Here is a 22,972-nt window from a genome sequence, read left to right as displayed (position 1 = left end):
AGCGGATGGGCAGTCAGGCTTCTAAATCCCTCGCCGCTACCCATCGAACGCCGCTGACGATGCCCCAGTTGCCATTCGCGTTGGGCCGGCGCCACCGCGCCGTGCCCATGGCCGACAACGCACTCAGCGCTTCTTCGTAGCTGTCGATCTTCTGCTCGTCCCCTTTCTCTCCCACAGTGAACTGGCCTGCTCGCAGCAGGTGGGGACCAAACCAGGTGCCGTCGTTAGCCACGGGCACCATAAGATCCGGGGCCGCTCGGAACCGTGCCGCCCTTTGAGCAGGAATGCTCGTAGGCTCAATTTCTGGCTGGGCCGCCACAACGCTCAAGGCGATTTTTTCAAGTTGGGCGTGTACCTGTGCCTCGACACCCGGATCCAGGTTGACCCAGATCACCGCGCCATACGGATGCTTGTAGGTCACCGGACTGGCCAAGGCACTGGGATTGACTAGCTCCCATGCAACAGTCCACTTAGCCGCTCGGCCCGATTCAAACTCTTCCATCGGAACCCGATGACGAGCGAAGTTGTCCCGAAGCTGCGGAATGCCAAGCGGGCCTCGACTGCCTGTCAGAGTGGCGACGCCTACGACTTGTCCGCTTCCCTTGCGTATCAAGGCAATTTGCCCTCGAACGGCTGTCGCTTGGGTACGCATCTCCCAGGATTTTTCGCCCGCAAGTATCTTCGAGATCCATGGCTCGTCGATGATCAATCCTTTCATGGAATTCCCCCGCTTCGTTCGCCCGATGATCGGTCCGTTGCGTCTCAAAGCACGAGAACGGAACTCGGATGCGCTATCCGCCTGACGCACTAAAAGCACGCGCGGGGCCAACTCGCACTCAAGAGAGCACTGTGCCCGAAGCGGTGTGCTTCCCGCCCGCAGCAGTCGCGGTCCCGTCGCGCCGGCGAGCTCGTGCATCCCGCTTCCCCTCGAACACGAGAGCCACTGATACCCAGCCCCATGGTGCCGCGCGCAAGTTCATGAGGTGAAACAGGGATGTGTTCGTGCATGCGGGCTGGCTGAGGAGAACATCTTCTCCGACTGCTCATGCGGCAAATTCCTACAGACAGGCGCGTTCCATCCCGCCAGACTCGCCCCGCTCCACCCGCACTACGTAGCCGGCGGTCACCACCGGCCACGCAGCCTACTTCGGAGCGGCACCCACGGATTTGCAGGTACGCACGGCGTGCCGGTCCGGGCGCCACACATGGAATGCAAAGGAGTTTGCAGTGTCCCAGAACATCATCGATTTCACTCTCGACGACGCGCAGCTGGCGGCGTCGTTGCAGGCGCTGACCGACCTCGAGACGCAGCTGTCAGGGCTGGTGGCGATGTCCAGCGAGCAGCGCCGCAAGTTGGTGCGGATGGGCGACAAGTCCGAGGTCTTCTGCCGGCAGACGCTGGCGGTGCTACAGCAGAACCCGCAGGTGGTGCCGCCGAGCCTGAAGCTGACCGAGGCGCAGGCCGACCTGGCCGCGCTGGACCGGCTGCGGCCGTTGTTGCTGCGCCTGCAGCGGCTTGCCGAGCGCGCCGCCGACACCGAAACCGCGCTGGGCAGCGACGTGATGCGCTGCGCGCTGGACGGCTACGCGCTGCTGAAGGTGTCCGGCCGCAACCAGGGGCTGGAAGGGCTGCGCAAGGAGCTGGGCAGCCGCTTTGCGCGGACGTCGCGCAACAGCGAGGACGTGCCGGAACCGGCGTGAGCCCCGCCACGGCGGGCCGCGTGCCCGCCCGCCGTCCCAAGGCCGCCTCCGGGCGGCTTTTTCATTGCCTCCCCGGCGGCGCGACGGTGGGGCGAAAAAGCGGCATGCGTGCCGAAAAAAGCGCCATCGTTGCCGGTTGAAGTGGCAACGGCGCCGGAAACTCCGCCATCCGCCGCGGTGGACCTGCGGAGTGCAGCGCTCTGGCCGACACGCGCGACGCCAGATGTGCCGGACGCCGCGCTCCGGGCGCGGATGACGGCGCTACGCGTGCGGGCGGCGGCGATCAAAGCGCCGCGTACGACACGGGCCGCGGCAGCCGCCGCACCCGGAACGCGACGCACACGGCATGCAGCGGCGATGACGGCACCTGCAGCGGCGGCATTGCCACGGCTTGTGGCAGCCGCCGCACTAGGGGCGCCGGTGTTGCTGCTGCGACGGCGTCTACTTTTACGAAGCGGAGCTCGCCTGGATGACCTGCCACTGGGCAGGCGTAGCGTCAAGCATCCCAGCGGAACACGGCCTCCACCGGCTGGCCGAACACTTCGGCGATGCGCAGCGCGGTCTCCAGGCTGGGCGAGTACTTGCCCGCTTCCACCGCGGCGATGGTCTGGCGGGTCACGCCGACGCGCTCGCCCAGCTCGGTCTGGGTCATGCCGCCGGCGTGGAACCGCAGCGTGCGGATGTCGTTGGTCAAGCGGCGCTCAGACACGCCAGCCCCTGCGGTAGCCGACCACGACCAGCCCGTAGTGGACGATCTCGGCGACGACGATCGCCAGCAGCGCGGCGTGCACGATCTCCCAGCCCTGCGCGCCGAACGGCATCATCACGCCCACCACGCACATGCCGGCCATCAGCACGTAGTAGGCCACCGCCGAGGAACGCAGCTCGATCAGGCGGTCGCGCTCGTCGACGTTGGCGTGGCGGTGCGGTCCGCCGCGCAGCCAGGCGACCAGCCGGTCGATGCCGACCACCGCCGCAAGCGCGCCGAGCGCGACCGCGAGCATGCCGATGCGGGCGCCGACGGACAGGTCGGGCGTGGACTGCCGCGCCAACGCGACGGCGGTGAAGTACAGCCCGAAGATGACGACAAGGGCCGACAGCCAGACCCAGGCGAAACGCTCTCTCGGCAACATGGCACTGCTCCGTGTGGTGACGGATCTTGTGTAAAACATGTTTTACACTATGTCAAACATTCCAGACATTCTCGACCCCGCGTCGACAGCGCCGGTCGCAAGGTCGCCGGATGAAAACCAAGCCCGCCGCCCTCGTCATCGTCCCCCTGGTCCTGCTCGCCACCGCCTGCAATGGCAGCGAGGAAGTCGCGCCACCGGTCACCCCGCCCGGCGCGGAGGAGACCGCGAAGACGGACGTGCTGGAAATCGGCGCCAAGGCGATCCAGGACGACGGCCCGCTGGCGAAGATGGACGTGTACCTGGTCGGCTTCCACCCGATGAAGGACGACCCGGCGATGCAGATGGAGGCGCACCACTACTGCCACCAGGTCAACGAGGACTTCGCGCAGTGCTCGCTGTTCGACGGCAACAGCGCCGAGGCCAACCTGACCGGCGTGGAATACATCATCTCCGAGCGGCTGTTCGAGCAGCTGCCGGCGCAGGAGCGGCCGTACTGGCACCCGCACAACGGCGAGATCCTGTCCGGCCAGTTGGTGGCGCCGTCGCTCCCGGCGGTGGCCGAGAAGGCGCTGATGCGCTCCAAGATCAACAGCTACGGCAAGACCTGGCACACCTGGCATACGCGCCACGGGCTGGAGGACGGCGACGCGATGCCGCTCGGCCCGGCGGCGCTGGCGTGGTCGTTCAACCGCAAGGGCGAGGCGATGCCGGGGCTGGTGGAGGCGCGCGACGAACGCATGGACATCTCCACCGAGGACCGGCGGATGGACCGGCGCGACCTGGTGGAACTGGCGAAGCCGCAGGAAGGCGTGGACGCGCTGCTGGAGTTTTTCCCCGACGCGACGAAGATCCCCGGCGTGAGCCACAGGACCGGTGCGGCGGAGATGGCCGAGGCGCGGGAAACGAGGGGCACGGGGGAAGGCGCATCGGCGCCGGCGGCGGGCTCGTCGCAGGAATCGGCATCGCAGGCGTCGACACCGTCGGCGCAACCGGAGCCGGCCCCCGAAGACGGCCAGCCCCACTGAGCCGCGCGGCCGGTCAGATGTTGCTTTCGTCGGCCGGCACGTCTTCCGACAGCGGGGCGGACCCGGCGAGGTTTCCGGCCGTTTCCGGGCATGCGGTGCCCACGCCGTAGCTGGTCATCGACAGCGAACCGAACGCGTAGCCGTCCACCAGCGTGTCGGCCGGGGTACCGGCGGCCGCGGCCGCGCCGGCGAGGTAGAGCACCGGCAGGAAGTGCTCGGGGGTCGGCGCGGCCATCGCGTAGTCGCGGTGCGCCACCAGCGAGGCGGCATCGCCGGGACGTTCGGTCAGCACCTGTCGGGCGTGTTCGTCGAAGCGCCGGGCCCAGTCGAAGCCGGCGTCGGGTTGCTGCCAGTCGATCGCGCGCAGGTTGTGGACGACGTTGCCGCTGCCCATCAGCAGCACGCCGTTGTCGCGCAGCTTCGACAGCCGGGCGCCGAGCTCGACGTGCCACTGCGGCGGTTTCAGCGCGTTGATCGACAGCTGCACCACCGGGATGTCGGCGTCGGGGAAGGCGTGCACCAGCACCGACCAGGTGCCGTGGTCCAAGCCCCAGCCGTCGAGGTCGGCACCGACGTGGTCGGGCTCGGCGACGTCGGCCACCTCCTCCACCAGTTCGGGCAGCCCGGGCGCGGGGTACTGCACGTCGAACAGCGGCTGCGGGAAGCCGAAGAAGTCGTGGATGGTCCGCGGCCGCGCCATCGCGGTAACCGCGGTGGCGTTGACGTACCAGTGCGCGGACACCATCAGGATCGCCCGCGGCCGCGGCACGGAGGCACCGAAGGCGCGCCAGGCTTCGGTGAAGCGGTTGCGCTCGAGGGCGTTCATCGGGCTGCCGTGGCCGAGGAAGGCGGCAGGCATGAGGGCGGTGGATTTCATGCGTGGCTCCGGAGGCGGACCCGGCCACGGTACGCCGCGGGCGGCGGCGGTGGGATGAAGCGGGCGGGACGATGTGTTGCGGGCGTTCGGCCAAGGAATCCGGGCGAGGCAGCGAGGCTTTTCGTGGCCGTCGGGTCAGAGACGCTCGACGGGGGTGGCGCGGACGAGGATCTCCTCCTGGGCGAAGCGCGCTTCCAGTGATTGGCGGTAGGCGGTCCACCAGTCGCGGTCGAGCCGGTCGACCATGACTTCCATCAGCACCACGTCGTCGCGCTGGATGTCACCGTCGTCGTCCTCCCACGCCCCCACCGCCGGCGAACGCAGGAAGGCGGTGGCGCCTCCGAAACGCCCGGTCAGCTCGCTGCGCACGCGGTCGAAGCCCGCTTTCGGGTAGGCGTGGCCGTCGTTGTCGCGGAGCGGAAGGAACAGCTGGACGAGGGTCTGCGGATTCATCGCGAAAGGTCCTGTTTTTCTCGCATGGGACTGCGTGCTTTTGCAGGAGCGGCTTCAGCCGCGATCGGGTCATCGTCCGCTCGCGCCCACTGACGATCGCGGCTGAAGCCGCTCCTACAGTCCGGGGGGAACTCCCTCGGGGGACACCGGCCACTCCGGTTGTCCGGGGTCGAGCAACCGGACGATGCGCGGCGTCAGCCGGTCATCCGCCACCTGTATCTCGCCGGCGGTGACCGGCAGGCTGAAGCGGCGCGGGCCGGCGCTGCCGGGGTTGATGTAGAGCACCCCATCACGCCACTGGGCGGCGGGCTTGTGCGAGTGGCCCGACACCACCACGCGGACGCCTTCATCCGGCCTGCCGTCGGGATGCGCGAACTCAGGATGCGCTCGCTCGAGCTGTGCAGGGTCGAGAGGCGCGTCGTCGAGTTGCGCGCGGTCGAGCTGCTTGAGGTCGTGGAGGACGAAGAAACCGACCCCGCCGATGACCGCGCCGCATTGCTCCGGCAGCGCGTCGGCCCAAGCGCCCTTGTCGACGTTGCCGCGGATGGCGGTTAGCGGCGCGATGTCCCGCAACGCGGCCAGCACCTCCGGCTTGCCGACATCGCCGGCGTGGACGATGTGGTCGCAACCGCGCAGGAACGCCAGTGCCTCGGGCCGCAGCAGCCCATGCGTGTCGGAGATCAGGCCGATGCGCATCGCGTCGCCACGGCCGCGGCGCGGCGCGCCCCGGTCATCCCGCAATGAACACGCCGGCGAGCGCGACCCCGGTGAGCACGAGCGCGCTCAATGCCGCCCACCGCCACGGCGCCGGACGCGATGCGGGATCGGCCGGCGCGGTCTCGACGCGGACGTTGGACACCACGCGGAAGCGCAGGCTGTCCATGGCGATCTCGTCGCCGTCGCCGACTTCCGTGCGCAACACCCGGCGCCCATTGACGAAGCTGCCGTTGCTGGAGCCGAGGTCCTCGAACACCAGGCGGCCGTCACCGGCGAGCAGCCGCGCATGCAGCCGCGACAGGCCGGACTCGTCGACGGTGACCGTGCATTCCGGCGCGCGGCCGAAGGTGACGGTGCCCCGCACCGGTACGTGGCGGCCGAACACGCTGCCGGCGACGCCACGCAGGACGAACTGCGGCACGACCGGGCGGACGGTGGTGGCGCCCAGGTCGTCGTTGGCGGCCGGGGCGACGGTCGCGGTGTCGTCCGGCGCATCGTTGGCGGCCACCGTGCCCAGCGAGGCCAGGCGGGCCTGGATGCCGGCCATGTCGACCACGTCGCCGGGGCGCAGGGCGATCAACCCGTCGACCGGGCGGTCGTTCACCCGCACCGCGCTGCCGGCGGCCACGTCGAGCATCACGCCCTGCGCGGTGACGTGCAGCTGGCACAGCCGCGGCCTGACGCCGGGGCGGTCGAGCACCACCTGTCCGTGCGGGTCCGACCCCACCCGGTTGACGCCGGGGTCGAGCAGGACCTGCGGGTGTTCCCCGCCCGGAAAGACCAGTTTCATCGGAACCCCCTGTGGGTTGGACGTGCCGGCGCCGCGGCGCCACCGTCGGCGAGTCTTTCCGAGCGCGTGACAAGCCGTCGTGACGACCGGCAGCCGGCGCCGGCTCTCAATGACAGGAACGCAACCGGCCACCCGGGCCGGCAACCGGTGCGTTCAGCGCGACGGCAGCAGGGCCGGCACCTCGCCGGCGATCTCGCGTGCGAGGAACCCGATTTTGCCGATCCGCCGCGACAGCCGCGCACCGGCCTGTGCATGCAGGTACACGCCCCAGGCGGCGGCCTGCTCCTGCGTCGCGCCGCGTGCGGCGAGGCCGGCAATGACACCCGCCAGCACGTCGCCGGAGCCGGACGTACCGAGTCCGACGCTGCCGGCGGTGTTGACCCACAGGCGGCCGTCGGGTGCGGCGATCCAGGTCGTGCTCCCCTTGAGCACGAGTACCACGCCCCACTCGCGGGCGAAGGCGTGGGCGGTCGCGGCGGGAGCGGCGGCGATGGCGTCTTCCTCGACGTCGAGCAGCGCCGCCATTTCGCCCAGGTGCGGGGTCAGCACCATGCCGGCGTCGCCGCGCCGCTGGCCCGATGCGCGTACCGCCGACATGTCCAGCGCACCGGCGTCCAGCACCAGCGTCGCGGCGGCAGCCTCGACCAGGCGGCGCGCGAGCCGCCGGGTGGCCGCGCCGGACTCCATGCCGGGGCCCACCAACACGGCGTCGGCGCGACCGGCGAGTTCGACCACCTGCCGGTCCAGCCGGGTGATGCCGCCGCGGGCGTCGCTGCGCAGGCCGACCACGCGTGCCTCCGGCACCGCCAGCCCCAAGGCCGGCGCCAGCTCCGCGACCGTGGCGACCTGCAGCTTGCCGGCGCCCGCGCGCAAGGCCGCGGTGCCGGCCAGTCGCACCGCGCCGGGCAACTGGCGGCTGCCGCCGATCACCAGCACGCGGCCGCGGTCCTCCTTGCTGTCGCTGTCGTCCGGGTCGGGCAACGGCCAGCCGCGCAGCAGGGTGGCGCTGATCTTCTTCGCGGCCGGTGCATCCGCCCGCTTCCGCGCCGGCGGACTCACTTCGGCCCGCCGGGCGTGTCGGCGGCGGTGGTGACCGGTGCGCCGGATTCGATCAGCGGCAACGCGAGGTTGGCGACCTGCAGTTCGAAGCGGCCGTCGGGGTCGCCGCGGTCGAGCGCGTATTCGGTGATCGAGCAGTTGGGCACGTCGGCGCGTTTGTCGATGGCGAGGATCTCGGCCTCGTCCATGCACTCGAGCAGGTAGCGGAAGCAGTTGACGATGACCTGGTGGGCGACGATCAGCACGCGCTCGCCGATATGGTCGCGGCGCAGCACCTCGACCACGCTGCGCAGGCGCAGGATGACGTCGCACCAGCTCTCGCCGCCGGGCGGACGGAAGTAGAACTTGCCGACGTGGCTGCGCTGCTCGGCCAGCTCCGGGAACGTCGCGCGGATGCCGGCGACGGTGTAGCGGTCGAGCACGCCGAACTCCTTCTCGCGCAGGCGCTCGTCGACGAGGATGTCGCCGCCATCGACTCCGAGCGCGGCGGCGACGGCATCGACCGTCTGCCGGGAGCGCACGAACGGCGAGGTCATCAGCACGGTGGGGCGCTGCTGCGCCGGCAACCGCTCGAACCAGCGCGCCAGTGCGCGGGCCTGCTCGCGGCCCAGGTCGGACAGCGGGGTGTCGGCGTCGCGGGTAGCGATGTCGATCAGGTGGGCGCTGGCTGATTCGGCTTCGTCGCGCGCCACGTTGCCGGCACTCTGGCCGTGGCGGACGATCCAGAGGCGGTCGGGCCAGTCGGTGTGCTTCAGGCGGGCCATGCGGCGGACCGGTGCGGGGTGGCCTGCAGCGTCGGCGGCCCTGCGTCAAAGGTGCGCGAAGCAGTGCGCAGCCCGGCCGGCCGAACGGGTTGTAGAGGTTCCCTATACGCGGCGTTGCCTCCCCGGCTGCGATCGTGGGTGCACGAGCGAATCCCCGCCGAGCAGGAGAACCACGATGAACGACAAGCACACTCCCGATTCCAACCGCGACCCGATCAGCGGCACGCCGGGCGCGCACCCCGTGGGCACCGGCGTGGGCGCCGCGGCCGGCGGTGTCGTCGCCGGCGCCGCCGTGGGTTCGGTGGCCGGCCCGGTGGGCACCGCGGTCGGCGCGGCCGTGGGCGCGGTGGCCGGCGGGCTGGCCGGCAAGGGCGTGGCCGAGCGCGTCAACCCGACCGTCGAGGAGGCCTACTGGCGCGACAACTACCAGAACGAGTCCTACGTCCGCTCGGACTACACCTACGACGACTACAGCCCCGCGTACCGCGCCGGCTACGAAGGCCGGGTCCGCTACGACGGCCGCGGCTTCGACGAGGTGGAAGGCGACGTGCGCAGCGACTACGAGCGCAACCGCGGCAACTCCCGCCTGGACTGGGACGACGCGAAGCACGCCACCCGCGCGGCGTGGCACCGCGTCGAACGCGCGATGCCCGGCGACGCCGACCGCGACGGGCGCTGAGCCCGCTGACCAACCGGCTCCGCCCCTCCAGGGCGGAGTCTTTGCAGGAGCGGCTTCAGCCGCGATCGTGGAATCGTTCGTACGGGCCGACTCCCGATCGCGGCTGAAGCCGCTCCTACCAAGGCCGCGGCGCCGGGAAATCCCCGGGCCATCCTCGTATCCTCGGGACATCCCCACCGCCGAGGAGTCCGCGCATGCTGGACATGGTCATCGAGCAGCGCCGCCGCAGCCTTGGCGGTTTCGAAGTCGGGCGCGTACTGCCGTTCGCCAGACGGCGCATGGTGGGGCCCTTCATCTTCTTCGACCACATCGGCCCGACCGATTTCGCGCCGGGCATCCCCGACGACGTCGACGTGCGCCCGCACCCGCACATCGGCCTGTCGACCGTCACCTACCTGTTCGACGGCGAGATCATGCACCGCGACAGCGTCGGGTCCGGACAGCCGATCCGCCCCGGCGAGGTCAACTGGATGACCGCCGGCCGCGGCATCACCCACTCGGAGCGCTTCGAGCAGGCCCGCGCGCACGGCGGGCCGATGCACGGCATCCAAGCCTGGGTGGCGCTGCCGCGGGCCGACGAGGAGACCGACCCGGCGTTCGACCATTACGACGCCGGCGCGCTGCCGGGCTTCGACGAGGGTGGCGTGCGCGGGCGGCTGGTGGCCGGCAGCGCGTACGGGCTGGTGTCGCCGGTGAAGACCCACTCGCCGATGTTCTACCTGCACTGCGAGCTGGCCGCCGGCGCCACCTTCGCCCTGCCCGACGAACACCGCGAGCGCGCCGCCTACGTGGTGCGCGGCAGCATCGAGGCGGGCGGCGAGCGGCACGGGGAGGGCCGGATGCTGGTGTTCAGTCCCGGCCGCCCCGCGGCGCTGACCGCCTGCGAACCGACCCTGCTGATGGTGCTCGGCGGGGAGCCGCTGGGCGAGCGGTTCATCGAATGGAACTTCGTGTCCAGCTCGAAGGACCGCATCGAAGAGGCGAAGGCCGACTGGCGTGCCGGCCGGATGAAGCTGCCCGACCTCGACGATGGCGAGTTCATCCCGCTGCCGGGGGATCCGGAGAGGACGCCGCCCGAGCCGATGTCGTGAGGGGCGGGCGTGCGCCACAAGATCTGGTGGTCGACTTACGCGCCTGCTCTGCCCCACGACGACCCGCACTGTCCGGCGGCGACCCGTAACGTCGGGCTCTGCCCACCTGATCGAAACGATGCCGCCGATTCGCATATCGGCCTGCCCACACACCACCTAACCCGCCGGCGGCCCCTTCAGCTCCACCACGTTCCCCTCCGGATCGCGAAGGTACTGCGACGGTCCCTCGCCCTCCGCCCCGTACCGGGAGCCGAACTCGCCGACCGCGACGCCGTGCGCCTGCAGGTGGTCGACGATCGCGTCGCGGTGGAACGGGTCGATGCGCAGGCACAGGTGGTCCATGTTGTGGCCCTCCGCGTCCGGCGCGGCGCCGCCCATGCGGCCGAGCTTGCCGTCGACGTCGACCAGGTCGATCAGGGAGGCGCCGGCGCGCAGCTGGACGAGGCCGATCGCGTCCTGCCGGCGCTCGACGGTGCAGCCGAGGACGTCGCAGTAGAACGCCTGCAGCGCGGCGGGGTCGCGGGCGCGGATGACGACGTGGTCGATCTGGCGGAGGGTGAACGGGGGCTGGGGCATGGCGGGCCTCGTGCAGGGGTGCGTGGTGGCTGGAATATCTGGTTGAACCCGGGAGACCTTTCATGGTGCCCGTGGTGGGTCTGCTGTAGGAGCGACGTGAGTCGCGACCGGTACATGGTCTCCAATGGTCGGCGGGTCGCGACTTGCGTCGCTCCTGCAACGAAGGGCACGGGCTCTTGTCCCCCAAGGGGACTTCCTTCGGGGGCAGGAGCGGCTTCAGCCGCGATCGGAAGTCGGCGCGGGCGGACTATTCCACGATCGCGGCTGAAGCCGCTCCTACAAAGGCCTGGGGCGGCGGCCCTGCATGGAGCCGGGAGCCGTTTCGCAGGGAAAACCTGGCGGAACCCCGCGAGCCCGGCAAGCCCGCCTGACGGGAGGCTCCATCCCGCTCCGCCCGGTGCCGGCCGTATAATCGCCGGGTGATTCCCAGTCGGTGGGAGAAGCGGTCCGCCCCGTGCGAGGCCGCTGCCGAAGGCGCAACGCCCGTAATCGCTCAGGCCCCCGTACCACCGGCTGCGACAACTCTGGAGAGACCGGTTCAATCCGGCGCCGAAGGTGCACGAAGCGACCCTCCCCCGCTGCCGTCACGGAGCACGCTTCCGAACTCTCAGGCAAAAGGACAGAGGGGCGATTGGGTAGTCCGGTGGCGCGAGCTACCCGCCCGCAAGCGCCCGTCGGCCGTGAGGCCGGTGGGCCGGAACGCCCCGCGCCACCGCACCTGCCCCCAGCCGCTCCCGCCCCGTCGACCAGAGTCCCGTCATGACCCAGAACACTTCCCTGCGTTCGCTCGAGCACCACGATGCGTTCATCGAGCGCCACATCGGCCCCAACGACGCCGAGATCGCGCAGATGCTGCGCGTGGTCGGCCACGACTCGCTGGAGGCGATGACCGACGCGATCGTCCCCGGTTCGATCCGCTCGGCCAACCCGCTGGCCCTGCCCGAGGCCATCAGCGAGGTCGAGGCACTGGCGAAGATCCGCGAGGTCGCCAAGCGCAACCAGGTGTTCCGCAGCTTCATCGGCCAAGGCTACGCCGGCACCCACACGCCCAACGTCATCCTGCGCAACATCCTCGAGAACCCGGCCTGGTACACCGCCTACACGCCGTACCAGGCGGAGATTTCGCAGGGCCGCATGGAAGCGCTGATCAACTTCCAGACCATGTGCGCCGACCTCACCGGCATGGAGATCGCCAACGCCTCGCTGCTCGACGAGGGCACCGCGGCGGCCGAGGCGATGACGCTGGCCAAGCGCTCGGCGCGTTCGAAGTCGAACGTGTTCTTCGTCTCCAACGGCGTGCACCCGCAGACGGTCGAAGTGCTGCGCACGCGCGCCGAGCCGATCGGCATCGAGCTGGTGTTCGGCGACGAGGCCGAGGCCGCCACCACCGAGTCGTTCGGCGTGCTGCTGCAGTACCCCGACACCTACGGCCGCCTCGGCGCCGACTACCAGGCCATCAGCGAGGCGGTGCACGCGCGTCAGGGCCTGGTCTGCGTGGCGGTCGACCTGCTGGCGCTGACCCTCATCGCGGCACCCGGCGAGTGGGGCGCCGACATCGTGGTCGGCAACACCCAGCGCTTCGGCGTGCCGTACGGCTTCGGCGGCCCGCACGCGGCCTTCATGGCCTGCCGCGACGCCTACAAGCGCTCGATGCCGGGCCGCCTGATCGGCGTCTCCGTCGACGTGGAAGGCAACAACGCCTACCGCCTGACCCTGCAGACCCGCGAGCAGCACATCCGCCGCGAGAAGGCGACCTCCAACATCTGCACCGCGCAGGTGCTGCTGGCGGTGATGGCGTCGATGTACGCGGTCTACCACGGCCCCGGGGGCCTCACCCGCATCGCCCGCCGCACGCACCGCCTGGCCGCGATCCTCGCCGGCGTGCTGCGCAAGGCCGGTGTCACCGTCGGTGAACGGTTCTTCGACACCCTGCACGTCACCGGCATCGATGCCGGCGCGCTGCACCAGCGCGCGCAGCAGGCCCGCATCAACCTGCGCGTGATCGACAACGACAGCGTCGGCATCGCGCTGGACGAGACCACCACCCGCGAGGACATCACCGCGCTGGCCGGCCTGTTCGGCGCCGAGGTCACCGACATCGACGCGCTCGATACCGGTACCGCCGACGCGCTGCCGCAGGGCCTGCTGCGCACCAGCCGGTTCCTGACCCACCCGGTGTTCAACACCCACCACTCCGAGCACGAGTTGCTGCGCTACATGCGCTCGCTGGCCGACAAGGACCTGGCGATGGACCGCACGATGATCCCGCTGGGCTCGTGCACGATGAAGCTCAACGCCACCGCCGAGATGATCCCGGTGACCTGGCCGGAGTTCGGCAACATCCACCCGCTGGCGCCGGCCGCGCAGACGCAGGGCTACCGGGAGCTGATCGACGGGCTGGAAGCGATGCTGGTGGAGGTCACCGGCTACGACAATGTCAGCCTGCAGCCCAACTCCGGCGCGCAGGGCGAATACGCCGGCCTGCTGGCGATCCGCGCCTACCACCGCGCACGTGGTGAATCGCAGCGCGACATCTGCCTGATCCCCGAGTCCGCGCACGGCACCAACCCGGCCTCGGCCCAGCTGTGCGGCATGAAGGTGGTGGTGACCAAGTGCGACAAGGACGGCAACGTCGACGTCGCCGACATCCGCGCGCAGGCCGAGAAGTACAGCGACCGCTTGGCCGCGATCATGATGACCTACCCGTCCACCCACGGCGTGTTCGAGGAGGACGTGGTCGAGATCTGCGGGATCGTCCACCAGCACGGCGGCCAGGTGTACACCGACGGTGCCAACATGAACGCGCTGGTCGGCTTGGCCAAGCCGGGCAAGTGGGGTTCGGACGTCAGCCACCTCAACCTGCACAAGACCTTCTGCATCCCGCACGGCGGCGGCGGTCCGGGCGTCGGCCCGTGCGCGGTCAAGTCGCACCTGGCGCCGTACCTGCCGCGCGCCCTGGGCAACGACGGCGTGCGCACGCAGGGCGTCGGCGAAGGCGCGGCGGTGTCGGCGGCGACCTTCGGCAGCGCGTCGATCCTGCCGATCAGCTGGATGTACATCACCCTGATGGGCCGCCAGGGCCTGCGCAAGGCCAGCCAGGTGGCGATGCTCAACGCCAACTACGTCGCCAGGAAACTCGCGCCGCACTACCCGACCCTGTACACCGGCCGCAACGACCTGGTCGCGCACGAGTGCATCCTCGATCTGCGCCCGCTGGAGAAGGCCACCGGCGTCTCTGCCGAGGACGTGGCCAAGCGCCTGATCGACTTCGGCTTCCACGCCCCGACCCTGAGCTTCCCGGTCGCCGGCACGCTGATGGTGGAGCCGACCGAGAGCGAGTCGATGCACGAGCTGGACCGCTTCATCAACGCGATGGTGGAGATCCGCGAGGAGATCCGCGCGATCGAGGACGGCAAGCTCGACCGCGAGGACAACCCGCTCAAGCACGCCCCGCACACCGCCGCGCAGGTCTCGGCGACGGAGTGGAAGCATGCCTACCCGCGCGAGCTGGCGGCCTTCCCGCTGGCGGTGCTGCGCCAGCAGAAGTACTGGCCGCCGGTGGCGCGCGTCGACAACGTCTACGGCGACAAGAACGTGTTCTGCAGCTGCGTGCCGATCAACGAGTACGAGGGCGAGATCGAAGCCTTCAGCGAGCCGATGGTGTCCTGACCCGCGGCCTGCGGAAAGAAAAAGCCCCGCCTCGTGCGGGGCTTTTTCCTGGGCGGCTGCCGGTGACGGCGACGTCATGCCGGCACGGTCAGGACCGGCAACTCACGCGCGGCGACGAGGCCTCCGGTCGCCATCGTCGCCCCACGGGCGGCGCCTCATCCCCCGTGCTGCTCCAGCCATCGGCTGATCGCCGGCAGCCGCTCGTCGCGCACCTGCATGCGGTACTCGATGTTGGCGATCGCCGTCTCGGTGGCACGGCGCGAGCTGTCGGCGATGTACTCGTCGGCATAGGCGGTGATCTTGTCGATCATCGCCGGGTCGCTGGAGTAGCTGCCCAGGCGCGGGTAGTAGCGGCTGCGCGAGGTGGTGTCGACCTTGGCGTCGACCTGCTCGCGGTGGGCGACGGCGAAGTCGAATGCCAGGTCGGGGTGCTGCCCGGCGACGGTGCCGATCATGCCGGCGCTGTTGGTCTGCCCCGGCTCCGTGGTCAGCGCGAGGTCCAGCGCGCGTTGGGCCAGCGCCGGGTCCTGCGCACTCGACAGCAGCGCGTAGAGCTGGTCACGCACCAGCGGCGTCTTCTCGGCCTGCGCTGCGGCGTGCAACCGGTCCCAGGTGGCCGCATCGGCGTGCGCGGCGACGACCGAGAGGATGGTCTTGCGCAGCGCCGCCGGCATCGCGTCCGGTTGGCTGTCGCGCGCGGCGTAACGTCGGCGGGCCTCGGCGATGACCGAGGCGTCGCCAAGTTCGGCCAGGGTGCCGATCAGCTGCGTGCGCAGGATCGCCGTCGGCGCCGCCTCCTCGGCGGAGGCCTCCCAGCCCACCCGCTCGAATACCGGCGCCAGCGTCGCGATGCCGAACGCATCCAGGCGCGCCTGCCCGGCGTCGTCGCCGCGGTAGTAGCGATGCAGGCTCTCCAGGCTGCCGGCGATGTCGCCCCAGATCTGCGGATCCGCGTCGAGCGGGGTCGCCGCGGCCAGTTCCAGGTAATCCGATGCCGGCTGCAGCCCGGCCATGCCGAGCGCCCAGGTATCGCCCATCAGGCCAAGCTGGTCGATCGGCGCGAGCGTGGCGAAGTCGTCGCGGATGCCGGCGAACTGCTCCGGCGAATACAGCGTGCGGTAATAGCCGCTCTGGCCAGCGTTGACCACCACGGTGCCGCAACCGGGCACCTGCAGGGTGCCGGACCCGCCCTGCACCACCGTGCGCGCGGGTTCTCCACCCACGGTTTGGGCGATCACCGGCACGCGCCACGACAGCGGCTGCTTATCCGGGCGGTCCTTGGTGAACTCGCCCTGGGTGAGCTGCAGCGTGGTCGCACCGCCCTCGCACTGCGCCGAGGCCACCCGGATCAAGGGCACGCCCGGCTGCAGGGTGAAGTCATGGGCGATGTCGAGGATGGGCTTGCCGGCCGCGGCCTGCACCGCACGCCACAGGTCGTCCGACACCGTGTTGCCGTAGGCGTGGCGCTTCATGTAGTTGCGCACGCCCTCGCGCCACGCGTCGGCGCCGACGAAGCCCTCCAGCATGCCGATCACCGCGCCGCCCTTCTGGTAGGTGATAGAGTCGAATGCCTGGCTGGCCTGTTCGACCGTCGCCACGTGCTGCACGACCGGGTGGGTGGTGGCGGCGGCATCCAGCGACATCGCCGCCTCGCGGCCGCCGACCGAGTACAGGTGGGTGTTCCACTCCGGGTGCAGCTTCTCGGTGGTGCGCGCCGCCATCCAGGTGGCAAAGCCCTCGTTGAGCCACAGGTCGTCCCACCAGCTCATCGTCACCAGGTCGCCGAACCACTGGTGCGCGATCTCGTGCGCATCGGTGGAGAACACGCGCTGTTTGTCGCGCTGGGTCGAAATGGTCGGGTCCAGCAGCAGGGCGTACTCGAAGGTGTAGATCGCACCCCAGTTCTCCATCGCGCTGAAGAACTGGCTGCTGCCGGGCGAGGCGATGTTGTCGAGCTTGGGCAGCGGGTACGGCACGCCGAAGTAGTCGTTGTACTCGCGCAGTACATCGGCCGAGGACTGCAGCGCGAAGCGCGCCTGGTCGACCTTGCCGGTCTGGGTGATCACGCCGATCTCGGTGCCGTCCATCTGCATGGTGGCGCGCTCGAAGTCGCCCAGGCCGAAGAACAGCAGGTAGGTCGACATCTTCGGCGAGGTCTGGAAGTGCACCCGTTTGGTGCCGTCCCCCAGGTCCGTCGATTCGGCGATCGGCATGTTGCTGACCGCCATCTGCGCGGCGGGCACGGTCGCGGTCAGGTCGAAGGTCGCCTTGTGGTTGGGCTCGTCCCACGACGGCACGAACTTGCGCGCGTCGGAGTTCTCGAACTGGGTATACAGCGCGCGCTTCCCGCCGGCCTCGGTGACGTAGTCGATCGCGAACAGGCCATTGGCCTGCGTGCCGATCCTGCCGGTGTAGTCCATCGACAGGACGTAGCCGCCGGCGGGGAGCGGGCGATCGAAACGGAAGCTCGCGGTCTGGTTGGCGGCGTCGATGGCCACTTCCGGCGCCATCGGTCGTGCCCCATCGGCGTCGGGTACCAGCGCCACGTTGGCGAAGGTCATGCCGACCGCATTGAGGGTGATGGTGTCGGTCGGCTCCAGCACCTCGAGGGTGATCGCGACCTCGCCGTCGAAGGCGAGCTGGTCGGCGTGCGGCACCACCGCGACTTCGTAATGGGTCGGCCGCATGTTGCGCGGCAGCTGGGTGGTGGCATCGGTCACGGCCGGGGCCGCGGCCGGTTCCGCCGGCGCCTGGGCCATGGCGGAAAGGGAAACACTGGACAGGGCCAGGGCGATGGCGGTCACCAGGGTGCGGCGCATGCGGATTCCTCGACGGGCGGCCGGCCGGAACAGCGGTTCCGGCCCTTCGGAATCTTCGATGGTGGGCGCCGGCCGCCGACGGCCCCACCCCCGGAAGTCATGCCCGGCCGGCGGCTGGCCCTGGCCTGACAGGCACGACGCCTGCGCTGCCCCAAAAAAAGACGCCCGGCGAACGGCCGGGCGTCGGATACCGCGGTGGCGATGGATCAGCGGCCAGCCTGGCGCCTGCAGCCCGGGTCGAGGCAGGCGCCGAGCGGGGCACCGGACAGGCTGCCATCGTCGGGCACCACCGGGTCGATGGCGGCGGGCTGCCCGCCATAGGACAGGCGCAGGCCAACACTGCCGGCATCGGTGGCATTGCGGCCCTGCTCATGGCCCAGCAGCAGCGACAGCAACCAGCCACGGCGCAGTTCGAGGTCCAGCCCCGCCGACAGGGACAATGCATGGTCGTTGTAGCTGCCCATGCGCAGGCGGTAGTCGGTGGCGTTCGGCCAGACGACGTAGTTCATCGCGGCATCGCCCTTGTTCTCCAGCGCTTCGCGGTACTCCACGCTCCAGAACGGGCGCACGCGGCCTGCGTTCCAGCGGCCCTCCAGGCCAAGCGCGGCGGTGCTGTTGTCCACCACCTGCTCGCGGTACTCGAGGTCGTAGATATCCAGACCGAACTCGCGGTAACCGTCGAGCGTGGTGCGACTGGTGTCCACCCGACCGTAGCCGGTCAGCGTCATCGACCGGCCCTGGTGCTCGTAGCCCATCGACATGGACGCGAACCACTGGTGGCCGTCACGGGCGGCGGTGCCCACGGCGTTGGCATCTTCGCTCCAGCGCCGGATGTCGAAGTCCAGCTGGCCGGTGCCGACCATGCCATCGACGAACACGTGCCCGCCCGCGCGCCACAGACCGTACAGCGCCAGCGAGTGCTGGTCGGCGTCCAGGCGCGAGTCGCTGTTGTCCAATTCCGATGTGTTGGTGGCCAGGCTGCCTGCCATGCCGACCAGCAGGTTGTCGCCGACGGCACGGTCGACACCCAGGGTGATGCCGTCGGTTTCGAAGTCGAAGCCCTGGCTGCGGCCGCTGCTGCCGAAGGTCGCCGTGCCCGACAGCCACGCGCCCCACCCTTGCGGCATGGCCGGCCACGCCGCATCGGCGGCCCGGCCCAGCGGCATGGACAGACCCTGTGCGGGGTCGCCACCGGTATAGGCGAGCGTGAGGTTGGTTGACGAAGTGCCGGGGCCGCTACGCACCTGGCGCAGGCGGTCGCGGATGTTGGACTGCTGGGCGGCGGCGAAGCGCACGCTGGCATCGACCTGGGCCTGCAGCAGGCCGGTGACGCCCGGGTCGCGCGTCGGGTCCGGCCGTTCGACCACCACCAGCTGCATCTCGATGCTGGCCGCGGCGTAGTTGCCATTGGCCGCCTGCATTGCGGTGATCACCGTGGAGCCCTGCGTGTGCAACGTCACCCGACGGCCGCTGATGCTGGCCACGCCGGGCTGGCTGCTGGTGAAGGTGAAGGCGCCGGCGCTGTCGCTCTCCGGGTTGTCGAGATCGAACGCGGGCTCGCCCAGCACCTTGGACAGTTGCTCCGGCCAGACCAGCGTCGGCACCGCGGCGGCGATGTCGACGTCCAGCGTGGCCTGCGGCGCGGCACTGTGGTTGGCGTCGCCGGCCTGGTCGGCGGTCAGGCTGCAGCCGCCCGCCGCCCGCATGGTGACGGTGTCGCCCTCGACCGTGCACACCGCTGGCGTGGCGCTGGCGAACACGACGGGCTTGCCCGAGGCGCCGCCCTGCGCGCTCAATGCGAACGTGCCGCCGGGCGTGAACACGGGAGCGGCCGGATTGGCGACGAAACCGGTGATGGCCTGCGCCGCCTGGGCGATCAGCAGCTCGACCGCCTGCTGCGCGGTGAAGCCGTTCGCATCGCTCGCCTGGATGGTGGCGTTGAACCGGCCCGCCTGCTGCGGCGTCCCGGACATCAGACCCGCGGTGCTGAGCGTCAGCCCGCGCGGCAGCGCGCCACCGGCAATGGCGAAGGTGTACGGCGCGGTGCCGCCACTGGCCTGCAGCGCCTGCTGGACCTCAGCGCCGAAAGCCATGTCCGGCAATGAGAGCTCCAGCTCGATGGCGGGCGCCTTGATCTCCAGCGTGTAGTTCTGCCGCACGGAGAACGGACCGGTGCCGATGCTGCTGTCCGTTGCCTCCACGGTGAAGGCGTAGCTGCCGTCCTGCGCCGGCGTACCCGACAGCGTGCCGTCCGGGCCCAGTGCCAGGCCGTCGGGCAGCGTGCCCGATACCAGCGAGAAGGTGTACGGCGCCGCGCCCCCGCTGGCGGTGAATACATGCGTGTACGAGGCACTGCCGGTGGCGTCCAGCGGCGCGGTGCTGTCCAGTACAACCACCGGTGCGGCGACCGACACCGTGACCGTCGCCGGTGCGGTGGTCGTGTAGGCGTCGCTCGCGGTATAGCTGAAGCTGTCGGCACCGGCGTAGCCCGCGTGCGGCTGGTACGTCACCGCGCTGCCGCTGATCGCCACGACGCCGTGGAGTGGCGCACTCGCGATGGCCACCGAAGAGGCCGCACCGGTGATGTCCAGGTCGACGGCGGTGGCACCCGCGCCATAGGCCACCGACAGCGTGGAATCCGCCGCCAGCAGTTCGGGCACCGGCGTGACCGGATCGGACGGGGTGGACGCGCTGCCTGGACCGGCCGAATTGGAGGCCACCACCGTGAAGGTGTACGCGGTGCCCGCACTCAGCCCGTTGACCGTGATCGGACTCCCCGTCCCGGTCGCGGTGATGCCGCCCGGGTGGGAGGTCACCGTGTAGCCGGTGATCGCGGCTCCGCCGACGAAGGCCGGGGCGGCGAACGCAACCGAAACCGCGGACGCCCCGTCCGCCGTCACCGCGCCCATCGTCGGCGCGCCCGGCGCGACGGCGTTGATGGCGAACGACTGACTGACCTGCGGCGCAGGAAGGTACGTGCCGTCGCCGGCCTGGTCGGCATGGATGGTGCACGTGCCGACCGTCAGCAACCCGAGCTCGCCCTTGCCCGTCACCGTGCAGACCGACGGCGTCGCCGAAGCAAAAACGACTTCCAGTCCAGCGCTGCTCGTGGCGTTGAGCGTCGGCGTGGTGCCGAAATCCTGCGGTCCCGGGTTATCGAAGCTGATCGTCTGGTCGGCACTCGGCGACACGGCGTTGGACGGCGACGAGGCAGCGCCGTCGCCCGCCGCGTTGGTGGCGACCACGGTAAAGGTGTAGTCCGTACCGGCGGCCAGACCGGTGAGGGTGATGGGGCTGCCAGCGCCGGTCGCGGTGATGCCGTCCGGACTGGACACAACGGTGTAGGCCGAAATCGACGCCCCGCCGTTGAACGCGGGTGCCGTGAAGGACACCTCGACGGCGCCGCCGCCGAGGCGCCGGGCGAGGCCGATCACGGGCGCACCCGGCACCACCGCATTGATGGCGAACGACTGCGCGACCCGGGGTGCCGCGCGGAAGCTGGCACTACCCGGCTGGTCGGCATGGATGGTGCAGGTGCCGACGGTTACGAAGGTCAACACGCCTTCGCCGGTGACCGTGCAGACACCGGTACTGGCGGAGGTGAAGGCGACCGGCAGGCCGGAGTCGGCCATCGCCGCCAGGGTCGGCGAGGTACCGAAGTCCTGCGCACCGGGGTTGGTGAAGGTGATGGCCTGCGAGGAAGCCGGTGTCACCGGGTTGGAGGCGGCCGAAGCTGCGCCGGTGCCTGCCGCGTTCGTGGCCGACACGGTGAACGTGTAGACGACTCCGTCCGTCAAACCGGTCAGCTTGATCGGCGAACCGGTCCCTGTCGCGGTGAAGCCGCCGGGGCTGGCGGCCACGGTGTAGCCGGTGATGGCCGCCCCGCCGGTGAACGCGGGGGCGGTGAAGGCCACGAAAGCCTCGCCCTCGCCAGCGGTGGCCGGGCCGATCGAAGGCGCGCCCGGTACAACCGCATTGACGGTGAACGACTGCGTACGGGTGGGGGCCGCGAGGGTCGAAGGATCGCCGACCTGGTCGGCAGCGATGGTGCAGGTACCCGCCGCAAGGAATGTCAGCACGCCGCTGGTGGTAACGGTGCATACCGCGGCGGTGGACGAGCTGAAGGTGACCGGCAGGCCCGCACTGCTGATGGCGCCGAGCGTCGGCGTGGCGCCGAAGTTCTGCGTACCCGGGTTGTTGAAGGTGATCGTCTGGCCGGCTTTCGGCGTGACCTGGTTGGAAGCGGCGGACCCGGTGCCGGTGCCTGCCGGGTTGATGGCGGCCACGGTGAAGGTATAGGCGGTGCCGTTGCTCAACCCGCCGATGGTGATCGGGCTCGCGGGGCCGCTGGCCTTCAGGTCGCCGGGGGAGGAGGTGACGACGTAGCTCGTCACGGCCGCGCCGCCGGTGAAGTCCGGCGGAGTGAAGCTGATCGTGGCCTGGCCGTCATCGGCGCTGGCAACACCGATGGCCGGAGCACCCGCTGCCACCGCATCGACGGTGAAGGTCCGGGAAACCTGCGGGGCCGCAGTAAAGGCGGCATTGCCCGCTTGGTTGGCGTTGATGGTGCAGCGGCCCGCCGAGGCGAGGGCCAGCGTGCCGGCCTCCGTGACCGTGCAGACCGCTGTCGTGGCGGACGAGAAGCTCACTGCCAGGCCGGAGGAAGCCGTCGCGGTCAACGTCGGCGCCGTGCCGAAATCGTGCGACCCCGGATCGGCAAAGGAGATGGTCTGTGGTGCGGTCGGGATGACGCTGTTGGACATCGCCGACGTCGCGCCGGTCCCCATCACGTTCGTCGCGCGGACCTCGAACCGGTACTCGGCACCGTTGGTGAGGCCGGTCACCGTGATCGGGCTGGCGGTGCCGGTGGCGCTGACAGCACCGTTGCTCGACGTCACCGTGTAACTGTCCACCGGCCAGCCACCGTCGAAGTCGGGCTCGGTGAACGCCACGGTCGCCTGGCTGTTCCCCGCCGCGACCATGCCGATCACCGGCGCGTCGGGTTCGCGGGGGGGCGCGTACAGGACGGTCAGCGTGTTGGTCGATCCGCTGCGCGACGCGCCGGAACCACGGGCCGCGGTCCAGCGGCCCAGCGCCGTGATCTTGCCCATCGCCATGTCCATCGGCGTGGTCTTGTAGGTGAAGGTGCAGTTCGTGGTGGTCAGCATGTCAGCCGGAACGCCCGGACAGTCGAGTCCGGACATCGGCGTGGGGCTGCCACTGGTGAACGTCAGCGAACTGATCGGGGTGTTGCCGGTGTAGAGCTGCACGTTGAACGTGAGCACCTGGTCCACCCTTGCGAAGGTGGCCGGCCGGGACCCGGTGATCGTCACCGTCGTCGCGTTCTGTGCCGCGACGGGGGCGGCAAGCAGGCTCGTCAGCAGCAATAGGGCCGCGCAGGCGAAGCCGCGCATCCGCTTCCCCGAACCCGGGGCTGTCGATGATCGGGGCGACCGAACGCCCACGCTGAACCGGCGCGGGTTCGCGCTCTCCTGCCACATGTGTGATCTCCCCCTGAGATTGCACGGACGGGTCGTAAACGTGACCTCGTTCGCATAGAAGCGGCTATTACATCACACTTTCTTAACGAAACTCATGGTGAGCCGCCAAAAAAGAAAA

At 70.1% G+C, this 22,972-nt stretch carries 16 protein-coding genes, 1 pseudogene and 2 riboswitches; of the genes and pseudogenes, 5 read left to right on the top strand and 12 right to left on the bottom strand.

Going from position 1 to position 22,972, the window contains the following annotated elements:
- Positions 1-13: 13 nt before the first annotated feature.
- Positions 14-718 (bottom strand): ASCH domain-containing protein, encoded by a 705-nt coding sequence (locus U8331_RS04955; RefSeq protein WP_481132501.1) that lies wholly within the window; start codon positions 716-718, stop codon positions 14-16.
- Positions 719-1,227: 509 nt separating this feature from the next.
- On the opposite strand from U8331_RS04955, the gene U8331_RS04950 reads away from it, so the two are divergent.
- A complete protein-coding gene (locus tag U8331_RS04950) occupies positions 1,228-1,701 on the top strand; it encodes a hypothetical protein (RefSeq protein WP_481132500.1) in 474 nt (157 codons plus the stop codon).
- Positions 1,702-2,197: 496 nt separating this feature from the next.
- On the opposite strand, the gene U8331_RS04945 is transcribed toward U8331_RS04950, so the two are convergent.
- Together U8331_RS04945 and U8331_RS04940 are read right to left on the bottom strand one after the other, a co-directional pair.
- On the bottom strand, positions 2,198-2,353 hold the full coding sequence (locus U8331_RS04945) for a helix-turn-helix transcriptional regulator (protein ID WP_481132891.1): 156 nt from the start codon (positions 2,351-2,353) through the stop codon (positions 2,198-2,200).
- 49 nt (positions 2,354-2,402) lie between these two features.
- Positions 2,403-2,834 (bottom strand): DUF2178 domain-containing protein, encoded by a 432-nt coding sequence (locus U8331_RS04940; protein WP_481132499.1) that lies wholly within the window; start codon positions 2,832-2,834, stop codon positions 2,403-2,405.
- A gap of 110 nt (positions 2,835-2,944) precedes the next feature.
- Here U8331_RS04940 and U8331_RS04935 point away from each other — a divergent pair.
- A pseudogene (locus U8331_RS04935) lies at positions 2,945-3,709 on the top strand (OBAP family protein); the annotation flags it as partial.
- A 163-nt stretch (positions 3,710-3,872) separates the two neighbouring features.
- Here the strand turns inward: U8331_RS04935 and ygiD are convergent.
- The 6 genes from ygiD to U8331_RS04905 form a co-directional block, all read right to left on the bottom strand.
- Complete coding sequence (gene ygiD, locus U8331_RS04930) at positions 3,873-4,736, bottom strand: 4,5-DOPA-extradiol-dioxygenase (protein WP_481132498.1); 864 nt, start codon at positions 4,734-4,736, stop codon at positions 3,873-3,875.
- A 135-nt stretch (positions 4,737-4,871) separates the two neighbouring features.
- Complete coding sequence (locus tag U8331_RS04925) at positions 4,872-5,189, bottom strand: hypothetical protein (RefSeq protein WP_481132497.1); 318 nt, start codon at positions 5,187-5,189, stop codon at positions 4,872-4,874.
- Positions 5,190-5,303: 114 nt separating this feature from the next.
- Positions 5,304-5,885 carry a metallophosphoesterase family protein gene (locus U8331_RS04920; protein WP_481132496.1) on the bottom strand — a complete coding sequence of 194 codons (582 nt, stop codon included), beginning with the start codon at positions 5,883-5,885 and terminating at the stop codon, positions 5,304-5,306.
- Positions 5,886-5,919: 34 nt separating this feature from the next.
- The gene (locus U8331_RS04915) at positions 5,920-6,696 is read right to left on the bottom strand and encodes an FHA domain-containing protein (protein ID WP_481132495.1); all 777 of its coding nucleotides are present in this window, start codon (positions 6,694-6,696) and stop codon (positions 5,920-5,922) included.
- 153 nt (positions 6,697-6,849) lie between these two features.
- Positions 6,850-7,755, bottom strand: a complete 906-nt coding sequence (locus U8331_RS04910; protein WP_481132494.1) for an NAD(P)H-hydrate dehydratase — start codon at positions 7,753-7,755, stop codon at positions 6,850-6,852.
- Complete coding sequence (locus U8331_RS04905) at positions 7,752-8,519, bottom strand: histidine phosphatase family protein (RefSeq protein ID WP_481132493.1); 768 nt, start codon at positions 8,517-8,519, stop codon at positions 7,752-7,754. Before U8331_RS04905 ends, U8331_RS04910 begins: the two co-directional genes overlap by 4 nt.
- Positions 8,520-8,694: 175 nt before the next feature.
- On the opposite strand from U8331_RS04905, the gene U8331_RS04900 reads away from it, so the two are divergent.
- Positions 8,695-9,198 carry a hypothetical protein gene (locus U8331_RS04900; RefSeq protein WP_481132492.1) on the top strand — a complete coding sequence of 168 codons (504 nt, stop codon included), beginning with the start codon at positions 8,695-8,697 and terminating at the stop codon, positions 9,196-9,198.
- A 197-nt stretch (positions 9,199-9,395) separates the two neighbouring features.
- On the top strand, positions 9,396-10,289 hold the full coding sequence (locus U8331_RS04895) for a pirin family protein (RefSeq protein ID WP_481132890.1): 894 nt from the start codon (positions 9,396-9,398) through the stop codon (positions 10,287-10,289).
- A 156-nt stretch (positions 10,290-10,445) separates the two neighbouring features.
- Here the strand turns inward: U8331_RS04895 and U8331_RS04890 are convergent, their stop codons facing one another.
- Positions 10,446-10,865 carry a VOC family protein gene (locus U8331_RS04890; protein ID WP_481132491.1) on the bottom strand — a complete coding sequence of 140 codons (420 nt, stop codon included), beginning with the start codon at positions 10,863-10,865 and terminating at the stop codon, positions 10,446-10,448.
- 424 nt (positions 10,866-11,289) lie between these two features.
- A riboswitch (glycine riboswitch) is annotated at positions 11,290-11,384 on the top strand.
- Positions 11,385-11,496: riboswitch (glycine riboswitch) on the top strand.
- 128 nt (positions 11,497-11,624) lie between these two features.
- Between U8331_RS04890 and gcvP the strand changes: the two genes are divergently transcribed.
- Complete coding sequence (gene gcvP / locus U8331_RS04885) at positions 11,625-14,534, top strand: aminomethyl-transferring glycine dehydrogenase (RefSeq protein ID WP_481132490.1); 2,910 nt, start codon at positions 11,625-11,627, stop codon at positions 14,532-14,534.
- Positions 14,535-14,689: 155 nt separating this feature from the next.
- Here gcvP and U8331_RS04880 read toward each other — a convergent pair whose 3' ends face one another.
- A complete protein-coding gene (locus U8331_RS04880) occupies positions 14,690-17,353 on the bottom strand; it encodes a M1 family metallopeptidase (RefSeq protein ID WP_481132489.1) in 2,664 nt (887 codons plus the stop codon).
- A gap of 206 nt (positions 17,354-17,559) precedes the next feature.
- Positions 17,560-22,767, bottom strand: a complete 5,208-nt coding sequence (locus U8331_RS04875; RefSeq protein WP_481132488.1) for a fibronectin type III domain-containing protein — start codon at positions 22,765-22,767, stop codon at positions 17,560-17,562.
- Between the last annotated feature and the right edge of the window lie 205 nt (positions 22,768-22,972).

This window comes from Lysobacter sp. CC-YZS074, from assembly GCF_056739745.1.
The sequence above is the reverse complement of the archived record's forward strand: the minus strand, read 5'-3'. Positions and strand labels throughout refer to the sequence as shown.

Excerpts from the sequence above, each read along its gene's own strand:
- U8331_RS04905 (WP_481132493.1), bottom strand. The coding sequence starts at position 8,519 with ATGGCCCGCCTGAAGCACACCGACTGGCCCGACCGCCTCTGGATCGTC.
- U8331_RS04920 (WP_481132496.1), bottom strand. The coding sequence starts at position 5,885 with ATGCGCATCGGCCTGATCTCCGACACGCATGGGCTGCTGCGGCCCGAG.
- ygiD (WP_481132498.1), bottom strand. The coding sequence starts at position 4,736 with ATGAAATCCACCGCCCTCATGCCTGCCGCCTTCCTCGGCCACGGCAGC.
- U8331_RS04900 (WP_481132492.1), top strand. The coding sequence starts at position 8,695 with ATGAACGACAAGCACACTCCCGATTCCAACCGCGACCCGATCAGCGGC.
- U8331_RS04955 (WP_481132501.1), bottom strand. The coding sequence starts at position 718 with ATGAAAGGATTGATCATCGACGAGCCATGGATCTCGAAGATACTTGCG.
- U8331_RS04875 (WP_481132488.1), bottom strand. The coding sequence starts at position 22,767 with ATGCGCGGCTTCGCCTGCGCGGCCCTATTGCTGCTGACGAGCCTGCTT.
- U8331_RS04880 (WP_481132489.1), bottom strand. The coding sequence starts at position 17,353 with ATGCGCCGCACCCTGGTGACCGCCATCGCCCTGGCCCTGTCCAGTGTT.
- gcvP (WP_481132490.1), top strand. The coding sequence starts at position 11,625 with ATGACCCAGAACACTTCCCTGCGTTCGCTCGAGCACCACGATGCGTTC.
- U8331_RS04940 (WP_481132499.1), bottom strand. The coding sequence starts at position 2,834 with ATGTTGCCGAGAGAGCGTTTCGCCTGGGTCTGGCTGTCGGCCCTTGTC.
- U8331_RS04925 (WP_481132497.1), bottom strand. The coding sequence starts at position 5,189 with ATGAATCCGCAGACCCTCGTCCAGCTGTTCCTTCCGCTCCGCGACAAC.
- U8331_RS04890 (WP_481132491.1), bottom strand. The coding sequence starts at position 10,865 with ATGCCCCAGCCCCCGTTCACCCTCCGCCAGATCGACCACGTCGTCATC.
- U8331_RS04945 (WP_481132891.1), bottom strand. The coding sequence starts at position 2,353 with ATGACCCAGACCGAGCTGGGCGAGCGCGTCGGCGTGACCCGCCAGACC.
- U8331_RS04915 (WP_481132495.1), bottom strand. The coding sequence starts at position 6,696 with ATGAAACTGGTCTTTCCGGGCGGGGAACACCCGCAGGTCCTGCTCGAC.